Genomic DNA, 17,395 nt, shown 5'->3' with positions numbered 1-17,395 from the left:
TAATGAATAAAAGAAATATGCTTCCAGAAGGGACAAGAGATCTTGTCTTAAATGAATGTGAAATAAAAAGGCACCTAGAAAAAAACATAGATGATTTATTTAGTAATTGGGGATACAGAGAAGTAATAACACCAACATTAGAATTTTATGAAACATTTAATTATTATCCAGAAAGCTTAAAAGAAGAAGAGATGTATAAGTTTTTTGATAATAAGGGAAGAATACTTGTTTTAAGACCAGATATGACAATACCAATAGCAAGATTAGTTTCTACTAAATTAAAAGGTGAAGCTTTACCTATAAGAATTAGATATATATCAAATGTTTTTAGAGTTCATGAGAGTTTAGGTGGTAGAAGAAATGAATATACTGATTGTGGTATTGAGTTAGTGGGGATTAATGGTATTGATAAGGATTTAGAAATATTGGTGTTAGCATTAGAGTCATTAAAAAAATTAGGGCTAAAGAATTTTAAATTAGAAATAGGTAATATAGAATTTTTTAATTCTGCATTTAACGATTTAAATATCAATAAGGAGAATAAAGAAAAGATAGCTAAATTGATAGAAGGAAAAAATTTAAAAAATTTAGAAGACTTTCTAAAAAGACTAGATATAAAAGAAGAGTATAGAAAATTTTTCAATAAATTACCTTGGATGTTTGGTGATAGAAAAGTGCTTGAAGAAGGAAAAAAATTAGCCTTTAATAATGAACTTTTAAAAAGTATAAGTTATTTAGAAGAGTTATATATTCAATTAGAAGAACTAGGATATAAAGAAAATATAACCTTTGATTTAGGGATGGTACCTAAACTTAATTATTATACAGGAATAATTTTTAGGGGGTATGGGGAAGACATTGGAGATAGTATATTAGCGGGTGGTAGATATAATAAATTAATAAAATCTTATGGCACTGATCTGCCAGCAATAGGGTTTTCAATTGATGTTGATTTAGTAGTGATAAAAAATATAGATAATAATGAGATAATGGAGAAAAATAGAGACATTTATAAATTTTTTTATGGTAACAAAGATGTAGTACAAGCTATAAAGAAAAGTGAGGAACTGCGAAAACAGGGAAAAGTAGTGGAATTATTTCATGATGAAGAGCTAAGTGAATTTAAAATAGTTAAATATGGGGGAAGATAAATATGGCAATAAGTATTGCACTTACGAAGGGGAGATTAGAAGAAGAAAGTATAAAAATATTAGAAAAAGCCAATTTTGATCCAGGTGAATTAAAAAATAAAGGAAGAAAATTAGTTTTTAATGATAGGAATGGAGATATTAAGTATTTCTTAGTTAAGGGAGCAGATTCAATAACATATGTAGAACATGGTGTTGCTGATGTTGGAGTTGTTGGAAAAGACACTATCTTGGAAAGTGGAGATAATTGTTATGAAGTATTAGATTTAGGGATTGGAAAATGCAAATTTATAGTAGCGTCATTGCCTGAAAATGATGTTTTTAAAAAGACTGGACATATAAAAATAGGAAGTAAATATCCAAATGTTGCAAAAGAGTATTTTAAAAAGAAACAAATGGATGTAGAAGTGATAAAAATAGAGGGGTCAGTAGAGCTTGCACCAATACTAGGGCTATGTGATGGGATTGTAGATATTATGGAGACTGGAACTACTTTAAAAGAAAATGGACTTATTGTTTTGGATAATATATTTGATATAAGTGCAAGGCTTATAGTAAACAAAGCTAGTTTTAAAATGAAACAAAATGAAATAAGGGAATTTCTTCATAGAGTAAGAGATGTAATCTGATAAGTTATATATGCTAAAAGACAATATAATAATTAACAATAGTAAATTGGGGGCGATTCAATTGTTAAATTTAATGGAAGTTAATGAAGCAAATAAGGGTGAATTAATTAAAGAATTAAATCAAAGAGAAGGTTCAATACAAAATGATGTTATGTTTAATGTAAGCACTATACTATCAGAAGTTAAGAGATTTGGAGACAAGGCGTTATTTAAATTTACTAATGAATTTGATAAAGTTAAACTAAAAAAATTAGAGGTTAAAAGTGAAGAAATAGAAAAATGTTTTGATTGTGTTGAAAAAGAATTTATTCAAGCACTACAAGAGGCCAAAGTAAATATTGAAGATTATCATAAAAAGCAAAAAACAAATGGATTTATTATGGCTAAAGATAAAGGGGTTTATTTAGGGCAAAGAGTTATTCCATTAGAGAGAGTTGGCGTATATGTTCCTGGTGGAACAGCAGCGTATCCTTCTTCGGTATTGATGAATGTTATACCTGCAAAAGTAGCTGGAGTTGATGAGATTATAATGGTAACTCCACCTGATAAGGATGGGGAGATAAATCCATATATAGGAGTTGCAGCAAGTATAGCAAAGGTAGATAAAATATATAAAGTTGGTGGGGCACAAGCTATTGGTGCGCTAGCTTATGGTACAGAAAGTATAAAAAAAGTAGATAAGATAGTTGGTCCAGGAAATATATTTGTTGCACTTGCTAAAAAATTAGTATTTGGAACTGTGGATATAGATATGATTGCAGGGCCTAGTGAAATTTTGATTATAGCAGATGAAAACTCAAATCCAAGTTTTATAGCTGCTGACTTAATGTCTCAAGCAGAACATGATAAATTAGCTTCATCTATATTAGTTACAACTTCAAAAAGACTATATGATGAAGTAGAAAAACAATTAGAATTACAAATTAAAAATCTTACAAGAAAAGATATAATAAGAGATTCTCTTAAGAAGTTTGGTAAAGCTCTAATATGTAAAGATATAGATGAATGCATAGATATATCAAATCTTGTGGCTCCAGAGCATTTAGAGCTCATGGTTGATAATCCAATGGAGTATTTAGGGAAGGTAAGAAATGCTGGTTCCGTATTTTTAGGAAGATATTCACCAGAACCAATAGGAGATTATTTTGGAGGAACCAATCATGTACTACCAACTAGTGGAACAGCTAGATTCTTTTCACCATTATCTGTAGATAGTTTTATTAAAAAATCATCTTTCTTATATTATTCTCAAAAAGCTATTTTAGAAAATGGAGAAAAAATAATAACATTAGCTAATAAAGAAGGATTAACTGCTCATGCAAATTCAGTGAAAGTGAGGCTTGTATAAATGAATCAATATATAGATATAGATCAAGAATACCAAATAAGATTAAATAGCAATGAAAGTTATATAGACATGGATAATAATATAATGATAGAAATGAAAAGTAATTTATCTACTATAGAGCTTCACAGATATCCTGAAAATAATATGCTTGAAATAAGAAATCTATATGCTGAGTATGCTGGAACACAAAGTGAAAATATTATAGTTGGAAATGGATCTGATGAAGTGATTCAATTAGTTATAAGCCGTTATATAGGTTATGGTAAGAAAGTACTCACATTAGATCCTGATTTTACAATGTATGATTTTTATACTGACTTATTTGGAGGAAAAATAGTTAAGTATAAACTAGGTGAAAATATAGTATTTAATTTAGATGAATTTATTAAATTGGGGGAAAGGGAAAATGTAGATTTGATTATATTTTCAAATCCCAATAATCCAACAGGTCTATCATTAAGTAATAATGATATTATCAAATTATTAAAAAGATTTCCCAATATTCCAATACTGGTAGATGAAGCTTATTATGAATTTAATGGAGAAAGTATGATTTCATATATAAATGAATATAAAAATTTAATTGTTACAAGAACACTTTCAAAAGCATGGGGTTTAGCTGCTTTAAGGGTAGGATTTTTAATATCTAATAAAAACATATTAGAAAAATTAAGTAAAAAAAAGATACCATATACAGTTAATTCGTACTCTCAAGCTATGGTATTAACTGCATTGAAATATCCAGATAGAGTTATAGAAAATTCTAAAGTAATTATTGCTCATAGAGAAAAATTATTACTTCAACTTAAATCTATAGAGAAGGATGCTTCAATGGAGATAAAGTTTTATCCATCCAAAGGTAACTTTATATTTGGAAGAACATCACATAAGTATGCCTTATTAAATGGATTAAATGAGAAAGGGATATTAATTAGAAATTTTTCTGATGATACATTTAGAATAACAGTAGGTTCACAGTTAGAAAATAGAAAACTAGTAAATGTATTAAGAGAAATTTTTATATATCAAGTTGTAGAACAATATGCAAAATAGAATAGCTAAAATAGAAAGAAATACTAGTGAAACTAAGGTGAAAATAGATATTAATTTAGATGGAAATGGATTAAATAAAATTCATACTGGAATTGGTTTTTTAGATCATATGTTAGAATTATTTTCATTTCATAGTAATATGGATGTTTATTTATCTTGTGATGGGGATTTAAATGTGTGTGATCATCATAGTGTTGAAGATATTGGAATAATTTTGGGTAAAGCATTTAAAGAAGCCATAGGAGACAAGAAAGGAATAAATAGATATGGAACTTTTTTTCTGCCTATGGATGAGGTGTTGTCGTTAGTATCTTTAGATATAAGTGGTAGAGGTTTTTTAGTATTTGATTGTGAATTTACTAGAGAAAAAGTAGGGGGATTATCTACTGAAATGGTTGAGGAATTTTTTAGAGCTTTTGCATTAAATTCAGAAATAACATTACATTGTAAAATTTTATATGGAAAAAATGATCATCATAAAATAGAGGCTTTATTTAAAGGACTTGGAAGAGCTTTAAGAGAGGCAAAAGAAAGAAATGAATTAAATAAAGTACCATCTACAAAGGGAATATTGTAATTTAAGGGGGCTAAAAATTACATGATAGTTATAATCGATTATGGAATGGGAAATTTGAAAAGTATAAGTAATGCATTAAATAACCTTGAAATAGAAAATAAAATATCAAGTAATAAGAATGAAATTGAAAATTCTAAAGGAATTATATTACCAGGAGTTGGAGCATTTAAAGATGCAATGTGCAATATAAAAGAAAAGTCTTTAGATACTATAATAAAAAAAGAAGCTGAAAATGGAAAACCGCTCCTTGGAATATGCCTTGGAATGCAACTTCTTTTTGAAAAAGGATTTGAGAGGTATGAAGAAGAGGGATTAGGACTTTTAAAAGGTAATATTGTTAAATTGAAAGAAGATAAAAATAATAATGTAAAGATACCTCATATAGGTTGGAATAATCTTATTTATAATAAAAAAGATGAACTTTGTAAATGTGTTGAAGAAGGTGATTTTGTATATTATGTCCATTCATATTGTGCACAAGGATATGATGAAGAGGATTTAATTGCTTATTCTGAATATGGAATTAATGAAATTCCTGGAATTGTTAGACATAAAAATATTATAGGTGCACAGTTTCATCCGGAAAAGAGTGGAGATGTAGGACTTAGGTTATTAAAAAACTTTGGGGAGTTGATTAAGTGATAATATTACCTGCAATAGATATAATAGATGGTCAAGCAGTGAGACTTTATCAAGGTGACTATAATAAAAAAGAAGTAGTTGCAAATGATATCTTTAATATAGCAAAAGAATTTGAATGTTTAGGTGCGGATTATCTTCATTTAGTTGATTTAGATGGTGCTAAATCTGGATATTGCGTTAATGAGAAGATAATATTAAAACTAGCCAAAACATTGACTATTCCTATAGAAGTTGGTGGAGGAATTAGAAACTTTAAAACTATAGAAAAACTAATAGAAAATGGTGTTTCTAGAGTTATTCTTGGAACCATAGCTATAGAAGATGAAGAACTTTTAAAAAAAGCTATTGAGTGTTATAGAGAAAAAATTTCAGTTGGTATAGATTGCAAAAATGGATATGTTTATGGAAGAGGATGGCTTGTAGAAAGCAAACTTAATTATTTAGATTTTGCAAAAAATATGGAGACCCTAGGTGTAAAAAATATAATAGTTACAGACATAAGTAAAGATGGAACATTAGAGGGTCCTAATGTTGATATGCTTATTGAATTGAAAAAACTTGTAAATATAGATATAACAGCATCTGGTGGAATAAAAGATATTGAAAATATTAAAGAATTAAAAAAAATTGATGTTTATGGGGCAATAACAGGAAAAGCCATATATTCGGGTAGCTTATCATTAAAGGAAGCAATAGATATAACAAGATAATTATAATTTAATTATTTATTAAAAAGGGGGTGAGTACATGCATACTAAGCGGATAATTCCTTGTTTAGATGTAAGGGATGGAAGAGTAGTAAAAGGTATAAATTTTAAAGGATTAATTGATGTAGGAAATCCAGTAGAGCTTGCAAAACATTATAATGATCAGGGAGCAGATGAATTAGTATTCCTAGACATAACAGCTACTCATGAAAAACGTGGAATAATGCTTAAAGTAGTAGAAGAGGTAGCTGAGCAAATTTTTATTCCATTTACTGTTGGAGGCGGATTAAGCTCATTAGAAGATATAAAAGCTATATTAAGAGCTGGAGCAGACAAAGTCAGTTTAAATTCAGCAGCTGTTAAGAATAAAAATTTAATAAAAGAAAGTGCATTTTATTTTGGAAATCAATGCATTGTACTAGCTATCGATGGTAAAAAAAGAATGGATAATTCAGGCTGGAATGTGGTTGTTAATGGAGGAAGAATAGATACAGGTATTGATTTATTATCATGGGTTGAAGAAGTAACAAAACTTGGTGCAGGAGAAATTTTATTAACATCAATGGATGCTGATGGTACTAAAAATGGTTTTGATTTAGAATTAACAAAAGCAGTAAGCAATATAACCAGTGTACCTGTTATAGCTTCAGGCGGATGTGGATGTTTAGAAGATTTTTATGAGGTGTTTAAAAATAATATTTCTGATGCAGCATTAGCAGCATCGCTGTTTCATTATGGTGAATTAACAGTTAAAGATGTGAAGAAATATTTGATTAATAAAAAAATACCCATTAGAGTATAAAGAATTTAAATTTAAAACAAAGCTAATTTTTAATATATTAGAGAGGTTTATATGAATATTGAGGAGCGCATAAATATTGTTGATTTTGATAAAGGGAATGGTCTGATTCCGGCTGTAATTCAAGATTATAAAAGTAAAGAAGTATTAATGTTAGGATATATGTCAAAAGAAAGTTTGAAGAAAACTTTAGAAGGGGATACTACTTGGTTTTGTAGTAGAAGTAGAAAGAAACTTTGGAATAAAGGGGCTACATCAGGGAATTTTCAATATATAAAGGAAATAAAAATAGATTGTGATAATGACACTATTTTAATTACTGTAAATCAAAAGGGAGCAGCATGTCATACTGGAAACAAAAGTTGTTTTTATAGAGATTTTTAATATAGAATTGGAGTGGTTTTTATGGAAAATGAGATAAAAAATTTATATAGTACAATTTTAGAAAGAAAAATTAGTGGAGAAAATAGATCGTATACTAATTATCTCTTTACGCAAGGAATAAATAAAATTTTAAAAAAGGTTGGAGAAGAGTGCACAGAGGTTATAATAAGCAGTAAGGAAAGCAATAAAGAGGAACAAGTAAATGAAATATGTGATTTAACTTATCATATACTTGTATTAATGGCTGAGCTTAATATACCTTTAGAAAATATAAAAAATGAATTAAAAAAAAGAAGTGAAAGGATTAATAATTTTAAAGGTGAAAGAAAAGCAATAAAAGAATACTAAAAGTTAATATAATCTTTATTTAGGATTTGTTTTAATAAGATGTTAATATGTGAATGAGTAAAGTTAATTGCCACTTCACTTATTCACATATTAACATCTATAAAAACAGATATTTTATTTAAGTTTACATTAAACAAACTATATTGGAGTTTTTTAGTCTAATTATTTTAAAAAAATTCAGGTTTTCTATTTTTGAAATAAATGGGTTTTAGACCTAGTATTTCTGTTAGCGAAAGTGCATTTTTGAAATTAGTGGCTATGTCATTAACATTATGAGCATCTGAACCAAGGGTTATATATTTACCACCAAGTTCTTTATATCTATTGTAAATATCTATCATATTATGAAATGTTTCATTAGTATCAAGTCTTCGAGTATTTATCTCTAGTACTTTTCCTTTAGAAATTAATGTTTTAAATATTTTATCAAGTATTTCACCATGATCGCATAAAGCAATTTCATTGTTTTCAAACTTAGTATATCTGCAAGGATAGTCAAAATGTGCTAATGAATCAAAACAATCATATTTATTTATTACGTTTAGCATGAATTCAAGATAGTTATGAAAGAATTCTTTTTTAGTAAGATCATCTCTTTTACAATAGTCAACGTAAATATCTTCATCATAAACAGCATGTACTGATCCTAGTACAAAATCATAATTAAAATTTTTTGCTTTTTCGTTTATTGTATTAAATGAAGGAAGAGTTAAGCCTAATTCTATGCCTAAAAGTAAATTATTATTTTTATATTCTGAATAATTATCAAAGTAATTAGGAATATCTAATTTGAACAGATCTTTATCAGGATAATCTTGATCTAAATGTTCAGTTAGTGTAAGTCCTATATTTAATTCATTTGCTTTTGATATAGCATCAGATATTTTCATATCACTGTCAGATGAAAATATTGTATGAATATGGCTATCAAATATCAATTTAATCACTCCAATTTTTATATATTAATGTAGAAATATATGATATATATATTATAATAAGTTTATTCTAAAAAAGTCTGCATAATTAAAATGCAGACTAAATATTATGTCCATCTAAAAAATAACTAAATGAACAACATGGGATTTTGAAGAAGGTTTTATATTACAATATGATAAATAAAGTAATATTATGTAATTGAGTATAAAGTAATTATACATTATTTAGGGTTACTAAAACAATATTTTTCATAAAATTCATTTTAATAACAAATCATAAGGAGATGTGAATAAACAAAAAATATAGTAGGAGAATTAAAAAATATGATAGAAATAAAAAAAGAAGAATTATTAAAGGGTACTCCAGATTATGAGGAGTATTCAGAAAATGTATGCAATTTATCAATGGAAGAACTTAAAGAATTAGGTCTTTTAAAATGTGGTGGATGTTGTACTAAGAATAACCAATCTGTTGATTGTAATAAATGTACTGGGTGTAAAAGTAAAAAGTGCAGTAAGCATAAATTATAAAGAAAATATTAAATATAAATTAAGATATAGATTTAAAAGAAATAATAATATATAATTAATTTGGTTGGTTATAATATATGTATTTTGGAGGGAAAGTTTTGGCTAAACCAAGTATTTTTAGTAGAGAATATGAAAAACGCATGAAAAGAAGAAAAAGAAATTTTTTAATAATATTTATAATAATTAGTTTAGTGGTTATTATATCAATGATTAAAGTGTTAGGTAACACTACAGATTATTCAAATGTAAAACAAAAGATACAGGCATGGATAGATAGTGATTCAATTCAAAAGAATGATGAGATTTTATCGGAGCAAGGGATTGACCAAGTAGAAAAAGAACCAGAACTTCCTAAATCTGAAGAAGAATCTTTTGAAATAACTTTAAAAAATGGGCAAAAAGTTAAAGCTATATATATTAAAGAAAATGAAGATATAAAATTTACAAATATAGAGTCTAGTGATAAGGCATTGGTATATGATATCAGTCAATCTGGAAAAAAAATATTGATATTGGAAAATGATCAAACAATTACTTTATATAATGTAGATGGGACTTCTCAGATTATATCAAAAGAAGAATATAAATCATCAAAGGGTGACGTATTCACAAGAGAATCAACTATTATGAGTAATCCACAATATTTATGGAATTATAATCCCAAGTTTGTTAATGATGATAATATAGTTTTTGTTAGTAATAGACCTTATTTTGGAACAGCAGCAACAAAACAATATTTATGGATAACAAATATAAGTAATAATAGTGATGTAATAAAGTGGGATTTAGCTGGAGCAAAAATAGAAATTCTTGAACGTGAAGAAAAAGGAATAAAAATTACTGTAGATGGTAATATTTATTACATAGATGTAAATTGCAATATTGCTAAACAGTAATATTTATATAAATAATTTGATAAGAAACAGGGATTTATGGTATAATAACCTAGTTAAATTAGATGTATACTATTTTAGGAGGAATTAATAAGATGGAAGCTAAAGTTGAAAAGATAGAAACAAATGTGGTTAAATTAGAAATAAAAGTTGAAGCAGAAAAATTTGATGCCGCATTAACTAAAGCATATAATAAAAACAAAGGTAGATACAATGTGCCAGGATTCAGAAAAGGAAAAGTTCCAATGGCAATACTAAAGAAAATGTATGGCATTGAAATTTTTTATGATGATGCTGTTAATATAGCTATAGATGAAAGTTATAATGAAGCATTAAAGGCTGAAGATATCAGACCAGTTGATTATCCAAAGGTTGATATTGTTGAAATTGGAGAAGGTAAAGAACTTGTTTATACAGCAACAGTTACTACATATCCTGAAGTAGAAGTAGGAGAATATAAAGGTTTAGATATTAAAAAACCTTCATATGAAGTATCTGAAGAAGAAGTTGAAAAACAAGTAAAAGAAATGCAATCTAAAAATGCAAGAATTGAAACTAAAGAAGAAGGAACAGTAGCTGATGGAAACATAGCTATAATCGACTTCAAAGGATTCGTAGATGGTGAAGCATTTGAAGGTGGAGAAGGTACTGATTACCCATTAGAAATAGGATCAGGTACATTCATTGATAACTTTGAACAACAATTAATAGGTTTATCTATAGGAGATAAGAAGGAAGTTAATGTTACTTTCCCTGAAAACTATGGTAAAGAAGAATTAAATGCTAAGCCAGCAATGTTTGAAGTAACAGTAAAAGGAATCAAAGTTAAAGAATTACCAGAATTAGATGATGAATTTGCTAAGGAAGTATCTGAATTTGATACATTAGCAGAATTAAAAGAAAATATAAAGAAAAGATTAGAAGAATCTAATGATGCAAGAGCTGAAAGAGAATTTGAAGAAGCTGTTATAACTTCAATAATTGAAACTTCAAAAATAGATCTTCCAGAAGTAATGTTAACAAAAGAAATAGATTCTATGATGAAGGATCTTGAATCAAGATTACAATATCAAGGATTAAGCTTAGATCAATATATGGAATTCACTGGAAATACAATTGAAAAAATGAGAGAATTCATGAAAGAAAATGCTGAAAGAAAAGTTAAAGCTGACATAATTCTTGAAGCAATAGCTAAATCTGAAGATGTAAAAGCAACTGATGAACAATTAAATGAAAAAGCATTAGAGTTAGGTAGAATGTATGGACCTAAGGATCCTAAAAAGATGGCTAACATTTTATTAAAAGCTCAAAAAGGTATGATTGAAAAAGATATAATTATAGAAAATACTCTTAAATTAATAAAAGAATCTTGTAAATAATAGATATTATACAATTTTATAGTTTGAAAAATAATTGCCAGAAGTATTTCTGGCAATTATTTCAAATTTAAGATTAACATTTTGGGTATTTTTTTATATAATTTATATAAGAATCAATTTCAAATGTTGTTATATGAAAAAGGAGGGAATTATATGAGTTTAGTTCCAATGGTTGTAGAACAAACAAGTAGAGGAGAACGTTCTTACGATATATTTTCTAGATTGTTAAAAGAAAGAATAATTATGTTAAGTGGTGAAGTAAATGATGATTCTTCTAATTTAATAGTTTCACAATTATTATTTTTAGAAAGTGAAGATCCAGATAAGGATATATCTATATATATAAATAGTCCTGGAGGTTCAATAACTGCTGGTATGGCTATATACGATACTATGCAATATATAAAGCCAGATGTTTCTACTATATGTGTAGGTATGGCTGCTTCTATGGGAGCATTTTTATTATCAAGTGGTGCTAAAGGCAAAAGATATGCTTTACCAAATGCAGAAATAATGATTCATCAACCACTTGGTGGATTTCAAGGTCAAGCAACAGATATTCAAATACATGCTAATAGAATATTAAAAATCAAAGAATCTTTAAATAAGATTTTAAGTGAAAATACAGATCAACCTTTAGAAGTAATTGAAGCAGATGTTGAAAGAGATAACTTTATGACAGCAGATGAAGCTAAGACATATGGTTTAGTAGATAAAGTAATAACTAAGAACGAAACTGGAAAAGATAAATAAGAGTGTAATTTATTTATTGTACTAAGTGAGGTGAATATATGGCTAAATATGATGAAAAGAAACAGTTGAAGTGTTCATTTTGTGGTAAAACTCAAGACCAAGTAAAAAGATTAATAGCAGGTCCAGGAGTATATATTTGTGATGAATGTATAGATTTATGTTCAGAAATTATAGCAGATGAATTTGAAGAAACTGTGGAATTTGATACCAAAAGTGTACCTAAACCTAATGAAATAAAACAATATTTAGATTCTTATGTAATTGGTCAAGAAAGAGCTAAAAAGTCATTATCAGTAGCTGTTTACAATCATTACAAAAGAATTAATACTAATAAGCAAGATTCAGATGTAGAATTGTCAAAGAGTAACATTCTATTGTTAGGACCAACAGGTTCTGGTAAAACGTTACTTGCTCAAACACTTGCTAAAGTTTTAAATGTTCCATTTGCAATAGCTGATGCTACAACATTAACAGAAGCTGGATATGTTGGAGAAGATGTTGAAAATATTCTTCTTAAATTAATACAAAATGCTGATTATGATGTTGAAAGAGCAGAAAGAGGAATTATCTATATAGATGAAATAGATAAAATTGCAAGAAAATCTGAAAATCCTTCAATAACTAGAGATGTATCTGGCGAAGGTGTTCAACAAGCATTACTAAAGATATTAGAAGGAACAGTTGCTTCAGTACCACCTCAAGGTGGAAGAAAGCATCCACATCAAGAATTTATTCAAATAAATACATCTAACATATTATTTATTTGTGGTGGTGCTTTTGATGGCGTTGATAAAATAATAGAAAATAGAACAAGAAAAAGTTCTATGGGATTTGGTGCTGAAATTCAAGGTAAACATGAAAAGGACATTGGTAAACTTCTAAAAGAAATAATGCCAGGAGATTTACTTAAGTTTGGATTAATCCCTGAATTTGTTGGAAGACTTCCAATATTAGTCACTTTAGAATCATTAGATAAAGATGCTTTAATAAACATCTTAACTAAACCGAAAAATGCTCTTGTAAAACAATACAAGAAGCTATTTGAATTAGATGATGTTGAACTTGAGTTTAACAATGAAGCACTAACATCTATTGCAGAAGAAGCTATAGATAGAAAGACTGGTGCAAGAGGGTTAAGAGCCATCATAGAAGAAATGATGACAGAAATAATGTATGAAATACCTTCGGATGAACAAATAACGAAAGTTACTATAACTGAAGAATGCATTAAAAACAAAGAAAATCCTCAAGTAGAAAGATTACCGGAAGGTAAAACAAGGGGAACTTTAGCATCAAATAGAGTTAAAAAAGATATTGAATCAGCTTAATCTTAATACTGATATCTATTTAGATATCAGTATTTTTGTTCTTATATAGATATTTGAAAATGAATTAGTATTGACGTAATAAAAAAATGAATTTATCATACAAGGATATTGCAGAATTTAATTATAAAAACGAAATAACAGCAAAAGCTAGAAAAACTTTTGATAATAATTTATAATAATAATATTTAAGATTAGTTGTAACAAGTTTATAATTTAGACTAATCCTAAATTATGTATATTTATTGAAATATACACTTAATATGTGTATACTAAATGAAGTAATTAAGATGGAGGGGCGTTTGAATGACACAAAATTTATATACACTTCCGCTGATACCTTTAAGAGGGTTAACTATTTTTCCAAATATAGTAGCACATTTTGATGTTGGAAGAAAAAGATCAGTAGCAGCAGTTGAAGAAGCTATGTTAAATAATGAAGAAATTTTTCTCGTTACTCAAAAAGATCCTGAAATAGAGGATCCAGAGAGAGCAGATATATATGATATAGGAACACTTTGTAAAATAAAACAAATTCTTAAAATGTCTGACAATACAATTAGAGTACTTGTTGAAGGTGTAAAAAGAGGAAAAATAGTTGAATATGTGGCGAATGATAATGAATATATTGAAGGTTCTATAGAAATTATAGAACAGGAAATAGAGGTTAATGAAGAATTAGAAGCTTATATAAAACTTTTAGACGAAGAGTTTATTGATTTGCTGAAGCTATCGGATGATAACTATGCAGATATTATAAGATCAACAGAACCTTTAGAGGATCCTAGTGGGTTTGTTGACATAATAGCATCTTACTCTGTTACTGAAGATGATGTAAAGCAAGAAGTATTAGAAACAATAGATATTAAGAAAAGAATAGAGCTGGTATTAACTAGAGTTAAAATTGAAACAGATATATTAAAAATTCAAAATAAGCTTTCAAAAAAAGTTAAGAAACATATTGATGAAGAACAAAAGCAATTTTACCTTAGAGAGCAATTAAAAGCAATTCAAGAAGAATTAGGAATGGATGATGAAGAAAAGAAAGAAATAGATAAGTACGAAACTTTACTTAATAAAACAAAACTTCCAAAGCAAGTTAAAGAAAAGGCTCAGTATGAATTAAGTAGACTTAAAAGTACTTCTTCATCTTCTTCAGAAGGAAATTTGATAAAGTCATATTTAGATTGGGTATTTAACATACCTTGGAATAAGCAAACTAAGGAAAACATAGACATAATAAAAGCCAGAGAAGTATTAAACAATGAACATTATGGATTAGAAGATGTTAAAGATAGAATTATAGAATATCTAGCAGTAAAACAAATAAGTAAAAATTCTAAAGGACCTATTTTATGTTTAGTTGGCCCTCCTGGAGTAGGAAAAACTTCAATAGCTAAGTCAATAGCACATTCTACTAATAGAAAATATTCAAGAATATCTCTTGGCGGAATGAAAGATGAAGCTGAAATTAGAGGACATAGAAAAACCTATGTTGGAGCTATACCAGGAAGAATAGCTTATGCATTAAAAGAAGCTAAAACTATGAATCCTTTAATATTATTTGATGAAATTGATAAAATTAGTTCAAGTTATAAGGGAGAACCATCTGACGCGCTTTTAGAAGTATTAGATAGTGAACAAAATAAGACTTTTAGAGATAATTATTTAGAACTTGATATGGATTTATCAAAAGTAATGTTTATAGCTACAGCTAATTCTTTAGAAACTATACCAAGAGCTTTATTAGACAGAATGGAAATAATAGAGGTATCTGGATACACTTATGAGGAAAAATTCAATATAGCTAAAAATCACTTAATACTAAAAGTGCTTGAGGAAATGGGAATTAATTCTGATAAGGTAGAACTTAAAGATGAGGCAATTAATGAAATAATAGAAGGATATACTAGAGAATCAGGAGTTCGTGGACTTACAAGAAATTTAAATTCTATTATAAGAAAAGCTTTAGCAGAAATGTTAAGTGAAGATCTATCAAAGATTACAATTGATAAAAGCAAGGTACAAAAGCTTTTAGGTAAAAGAAAGTATGAATTTGATAAGATAGATAAAGAAGATAAAATCGGTGTAGTTACAGGTATGGCATGGACAGCATATGGTGGAGATACATTACCGGTAGAAGTAATGGCTATGAAGGGAAGCGGAAAGCTAGAACTTACAGGGAAATTAGGTGATGTAATGAAAGAATCTGCAAAAGCTGCTTATAGTTATGTTAGAGCGAACGCAGATAAATTTCAAATAGAAGAAAACTTCTATAAAAATAAAGATATTCATATACATGCACCAGAAGGTGCAGTTCCTAAAGATGGACCGTCTGCTGGAGTAACAATGGTTACAGCGTTAGTGTCAGCTTTATCAGGTAAGAAAGTTAAGCATAATATTGCTATGACAGGGGAAGTAACTTTAACTGGTAGAGTACTTCCTATAGGAGGATTAAAGGAAAAATCATTAGCAGCATTTAGAGCTGGTATAGATACTATAATAATTCCAAAAGAAAATGAGAAAGATATAGAAAAGATACCGAATTCAATAAAAAATAAATTAAATATCATTCCTGTAAGTCAAGTGAATGAGGTATTAAAAAATGCGCTAATTGGAGAGGATACTAATGAGAATTAAACAATCAGAATTTATTATTTCAGCCGTAAAACCACATCAATACCCAATTGATAGTAGAAATGAAGTTGCTTTTGTTGGAAGATCTAATGTTGGAAAAAGTTCTTTAATAAATTCTTTAACTAATAGAAAAAAATTAGCTAAAGTAAGTGGAACACCAGGAAAGACAAGACTTATAAATTTCTTTTTAATAAATAATGACTTTTATTTAGTTGATTTACCTGGATATGGATATGCCAAAGTATCAAAAAGTGAAAAAGACACTTGGGGAAAGACTATAGAGACGTATTTATCTCATAGAGAAGAATTAAAAAGAATAGTATGTCTTGTAGATTCAAGACATAAGCCAACTGGTGATGATATAATGATGTATGAGTGGGCTAAGCATTTTGGATATGATGTAGTTGTAGTTGCAACTAAAAGTGATAAACTTAAAAATTCAGAGTTCAAAAAAAGTGAAAAACTAATAAGAGATACATTAAATTTAACAAAAGATGATAAATTATATTTTTATTCATCTTTAAATAAAAAAGGAACAGAAGAGTTAATTGACAAGCTTTTTTTAGAGTTTGCTACAGATATTGATTAAATATACTCTAATAACGTATTTATATTGAAAACTAGCGTTTAAATTTAATAAATAAAAGAGTTAAAACTCCATCAAAATTAATTTTTTGATGGAGTTTTATTTTATTTTAAAAATAGTGTCAAATTAAATATGAGCGAATAGTATATAGTATCAAGAATAAAAAATTTCCAAGGAGGAATATATATGGAGATGAATGATATCCTAAATGGCTTAAATTCATGTGATGATAATTGTTGTGATTCAGATACTAGCAATAATTGTTGTTGTGGAAATAACATCGGAGGAAATCCAGGATTCAACCCAGGTTGTGGAAATGGTGGATTTGGTACCGGCTGTGGATTAGGTAGCTGGATTTGGATTTTATTAATATTATTCTATTGTGGCTGTGGTAGTAATGGCTTCTTAGGCGGTGGAAATAATAGTTATATGAATAATAATTGCTGTGCATGCAATGATGATTGTTGTTGTTGTTGTTGTTGTTGTGGACGTCCAATGAAAGAGTGCTGCTGCAGCAATAACAATTGCTGTTGTAACAACAAAGGAAATGCAACTGGCAGTGGATTATTAGGAAACTGTAGTGCATATCTATTCTTATTAGTAATTCTATTCCTTTGTAATGGATGGGGTGGAAATAATGCAGGATGCGGTGGTGCTGGAATAAGCCCATTTACATCAGGTTTAGGTAATTTTACTGGCAATTGTTGTTGCTAGAATTCTG

The 17,395-nt window shown here is 28.0% G+C and carries 19 protein-coding genes; 18 read left to right on the top strand and 1 reads right to left on the bottom strand.

Annotated features, from left to right (window positions below; all coding sequences use genetic code 11):
- Nucleotides 1–2: 2 nt before the first annotated feature.
- The 10 genes from hisZ (at nt 3) to hisE (ending at nt 7,635) form a co-directional block, all read left to right on the top strand.
- Entirely contained in the window at nt 3–1,151 is a 1,149-nt protein-coding gene (gene hisZ / locus NG918_RS06665) for an ATP phosphoribosyltransferase regulatory subunit (protein ID WP_252225441.1), read from the top strand.
- Nucleotides 1,152–1,153: 2 nt separating this feature from the next.
- Nucleotides 1,154–1,777 carry an ATP phosphoribosyltransferase gene (hisG, locus tag NG918_RS06660; protein WP_252213795.1) on the top strand — a complete coding sequence of 208 codons (624 nt, stop codon included), beginning with the start codon at nt 1,154–1,156 and terminating at the stop codon, nt 1,775–1,777.
- Nucleotides 1,778–1,838: 61 nt separating this feature from the next.
- Nucleotides 1,839–3,125, top strand: a complete 1,287-nt coding sequence (hisD, locus tag NG918_RS06655) for a histidinol dehydrogenase (protein WP_252213793.1) — start codon at nt 1,839–1,841, stop codon at nt 3,123–3,125.
- Nucleotides 3,126–4,178 carry a histidinol-phosphate transaminase gene (gene hisC / locus NG918_RS06650; RefSeq protein ID WP_252213791.1) on the top strand — a complete coding sequence of 351 codons (1,053 nt, stop codon included), beginning with the start codon at nt 3,126–3,128 and terminating at the stop codon, nt 4,176–4,178.
- On the top strand, nt 4,168–4,755 hold the full coding sequence (gene hisB / locus NG918_RS06645) for an imidazoleglycerol-phosphate dehydratase HisB (protein WP_252213789.1): 588 nt from the start codon (nt 4,168–4,170) through the stop codon (nt 4,753–4,755). The genes hisC and hisB overlap by 11 nt, the downstream gene beginning before the upstream one ends.
- A gap of 21 nt (nt 4,756–4,776) precedes the next feature.
- The gene (hisH, locus tag NG918_RS06640; RefSeq protein WP_252213787.1) at nt 4,777–5,397 is read left to right on the top strand and encodes an imidazole glycerol phosphate synthase subunit HisH; all 621 of its coding nucleotides are present in this window, start codon (nt 4,777–4,779) and stop codon (nt 5,395–5,397) included.
- Entirely contained in the window at nt 5,394–6,107 is a 714-nt protein-coding gene (gene hisA / locus NG918_RS06635; RefSeq protein WP_252213784.1) for a 1-(5-phosphoribosyl)-5-[(5-phosphoribosylamino)methylideneamino]imidazole-4-carboxamide isomerase, read from the top strand. Before hisH ends, hisA begins: the two co-directional genes overlap by 4 nt.
- 37 nt (nt 6,108–6,144) lie before the next feature.
- On the top strand, nt 6,145–6,906 hold the full coding sequence (hisF, locus tag NG918_RS06630) for an imidazole glycerol phosphate synthase subunit HisF (protein WP_252213782.1): 762 nt from the start codon (nt 6,145–6,147) through the stop codon (nt 6,904–6,906).
- 51 nt (nt 6,907–6,957) lie between these two features.
- The gene (gene hisI, locus NG918_RS06625; protein ID WP_252225437.1) at nt 6,958–7,287 is read left to right on the top strand and encodes a phosphoribosyl-AMP cyclohydrolase; all 330 of its coding nucleotides are present in this window, start codon (nt 6,958–6,960) and stop codon (nt 7,285–7,287) included.
- Nucleotides 7,288–7,308: 21 nt separating this feature from the next.
- Nucleotides 7,309–7,635 (top strand): phosphoribosyl-ATP diphosphatase, encoded by a 327-nt coding sequence (hisE, locus tag NG918_RS06620; RefSeq protein ID WP_252213778.1) that lies wholly within the window; start codon nt 7,309–7,311, stop codon nt 7,633–7,635.
- Nucleotides 7,636–7,802: 167 nt separating this feature from the next.
- Here the strand turns inward: hisE and NG918_RS06615 are convergent, their stop codons facing one another.
- Nucleotides 7,803–8,573: a histidinol phosphate phosphatase gene (locus tag NG918_RS06615; protein WP_286673965.1), complete on the bottom strand. Its 771-nt coding sequence runs from the start codon at nt 8,571–8,573 to the stop codon at nt 7,803–7,805.
- Between the two features lie 321 nt (nt 8,574–8,894).
- On the opposite strand from NG918_RS06615, the gene NG918_RS06610 reads away from it, so the two are divergent.
- The 8 genes from NG918_RS06610 to NG918_RS06575 all read left to right on the top strand — a co-directional run bounded on the left by NG918_RS06610 (nt 8,895) and on the right by NG918_RS06575 (nt 17,388).
- Nucleotides 8,895–9,101 (top strand): hypothetical protein, encoded by a 207-nt coding sequence (locus NG918_RS06610; protein ID WP_252213774.1) that lies wholly within the window; start codon nt 8,895–8,897, stop codon nt 9,099–9,101.
- 98 nt (nt 9,102–9,199) lie between these two features.
- Nucleotides 9,200–9,997: a hypothetical protein gene (locus NG918_RS06605; RefSeq protein WP_252213772.1), complete on the top strand. Its 798-nt coding sequence runs from the start codon at nt 9,200–9,202 to the stop codon at nt 9,995–9,997.
- A 92-nt stretch (nt 9,998–10,089) separates the two neighbouring features.
- Entirely contained in the window at nt 10,090–11,373 is a 1,284-nt protein-coding gene (tig, locus tag NG918_RS06600) for a trigger factor (protein ID WP_252213770.1), read from the top strand.
- Between the two features lie 153 nt (nt 11,374–11,526).
- A complete protein-coding gene (gene clpP / locus NG918_RS06595; protein WP_252213768.1) occupies nt 11,527–12,126 on the top strand; it encodes an ATP-dependent Clp endopeptidase proteolytic subunit ClpP in 600 nt (199 codons plus the stop codon).
- A gap of 38 nt (nt 12,127–12,164) precedes the next feature.
- Nucleotides 12,165–13,454 (top strand): ATP-dependent Clp protease ATP-binding subunit ClpX, encoded by a 1,290-nt coding sequence (gene clpX, locus NG918_RS06590; protein ID WP_252213766.1) that lies wholly within the window; start codon nt 12,165–12,167, stop codon nt 13,452–13,454.
- Nucleotides 13,455–13,757: 303 nt separating this feature from the next.
- Nucleotides 13,758–16,091 (top strand): endopeptidase La, encoded by a 2,334-nt coding sequence (gene lon / locus NG918_RS06585; RefSeq protein WP_252213764.1) that lies wholly within the window; start codon nt 13,758–13,760, stop codon nt 16,089–16,091.
- Nucleotides 16,081–16,677, top strand: coding sequence for a ribosome biogenesis GTP-binding protein YihA/YsxC (gene yihA, locus NG918_RS06580; protein WP_252213762.1), 597 nt, complete (start codon nt 16,081–16,083; stop codon nt 16,675–16,677). The genes lon and yihA overlap by 11 nt, the downstream gene beginning before the upstream one ends.
- 183 nt (nt 16,678–16,860) lie before the next feature.
- On the top strand, nt 16,861–17,388 hold the full coding sequence (locus NG918_RS06575) for a hypothetical protein (RefSeq protein ID WP_252225428.1): 528 nt from the start codon (nt 16,861–16,863) through the stop codon (nt 17,386–17,388).
- Nucleotides 17,389–17,395 lie beyond the last annotated feature (7 nt).

The sequence above is a fragment of the Clostridium sp. ZBS2 genome, from assembly GCF_023845855.1.
Classification (GTDB): Bacteria; Bacillota; Clostridia; order Clostridiales; family Clostridiaceae; genus Clostridium; species Clostridium aquiflavi.
This window is presented reverse-complemented; position numbering and strand designations above follow the sequence as displayed.

Coding starts and splice junctions, on each gene's coding strand:
- hisZ (WP_252225441.1), top strand. CDS start 3: ATGAATAAAAGAAATATGCTTCCAGAAGGGACAAGAGATCTTGTCTTA.
- hisG (WP_252213795.1), top strand. CDS start 1,154: ATGGCAATAAGTATTGCACTTACGAAGGGGAGATTAGAAGAAGAAAGT.
- hisC (WP_252213791.1), top strand. CDS start 3,126: ATGAATCAATATATAGATATAGATCAAGAATACCAAATAAGATTAAAT.
- hisB (WP_252213789.1), top strand. CDS start 4,168: ATGCAAAATAGAATAGCTAAAATAGAAAGAAATACTAGTGAAACTAAG.
- hisH (WP_252213787.1), top strand. CDS start 4,777: ATGATAGTTATAATCGATTATGGAATGGGAAATTTGAAAAGTATAAGT.
- hisF (WP_252213782.1), top strand. CDS start 6,145: ATGCATACTAAGCGGATAATTCCTTGTTTAGATGTAAGGGATGGAAGA.
- hisI (WP_252225437.1), top strand. CDS start 6,958: ATGAATATTGAGGAGCGCATAAATATTGTTGATTTTGATAAAGGGAAT.
- hisE (WP_252213778.1), top strand. CDS start 7,309: ATGGAAAATGAGATAAAAAATTTATATAGTACAATTTTAGAAAGAAAA.
- NG918_RS06610 (WP_252213774.1), top strand. CDS start 8,895: ATGATAGAAATAAAAAAAGAAGAATTATTAAAGGGTACTCCAGATTAT.
- tig (WP_252213770.1), top strand. CDS start 10,090: ATGGAAGCTAAAGTTGAAAAGATAGAAACAAATGTGGTTAAATTAGAA.
- clpP (WP_252213768.1), top strand. CDS start 11,527: ATGAGTTTAGTTCCAATGGTTGTAGAACAAACAAGTAGAGGAGAACGT.
- clpX (WP_252213766.1), top strand. CDS start 12,165: ATGGCTAAATATGATGAAAAGAAACAGTTGAAGTGTTCATTTTGTGGT.
- lon (WP_252213764.1), top strand. CDS start 13,758: ATGACACAAAATTTATATACACTTCCGCTGATACCTTTAAGAGGGTTA.
- yihA (WP_252213762.1), top strand. CDS start 16,081: ATGAGAATTAAACAATCAGAATTTATTATTTCAGCCGTAAAACCACAT.
- NG918_RS06575 (WP_252225428.1), top strand. CDS start 16,861: ATGGAGATGAATGATATCCTAAATGGCTTAAATTCATGTGATGATAAT.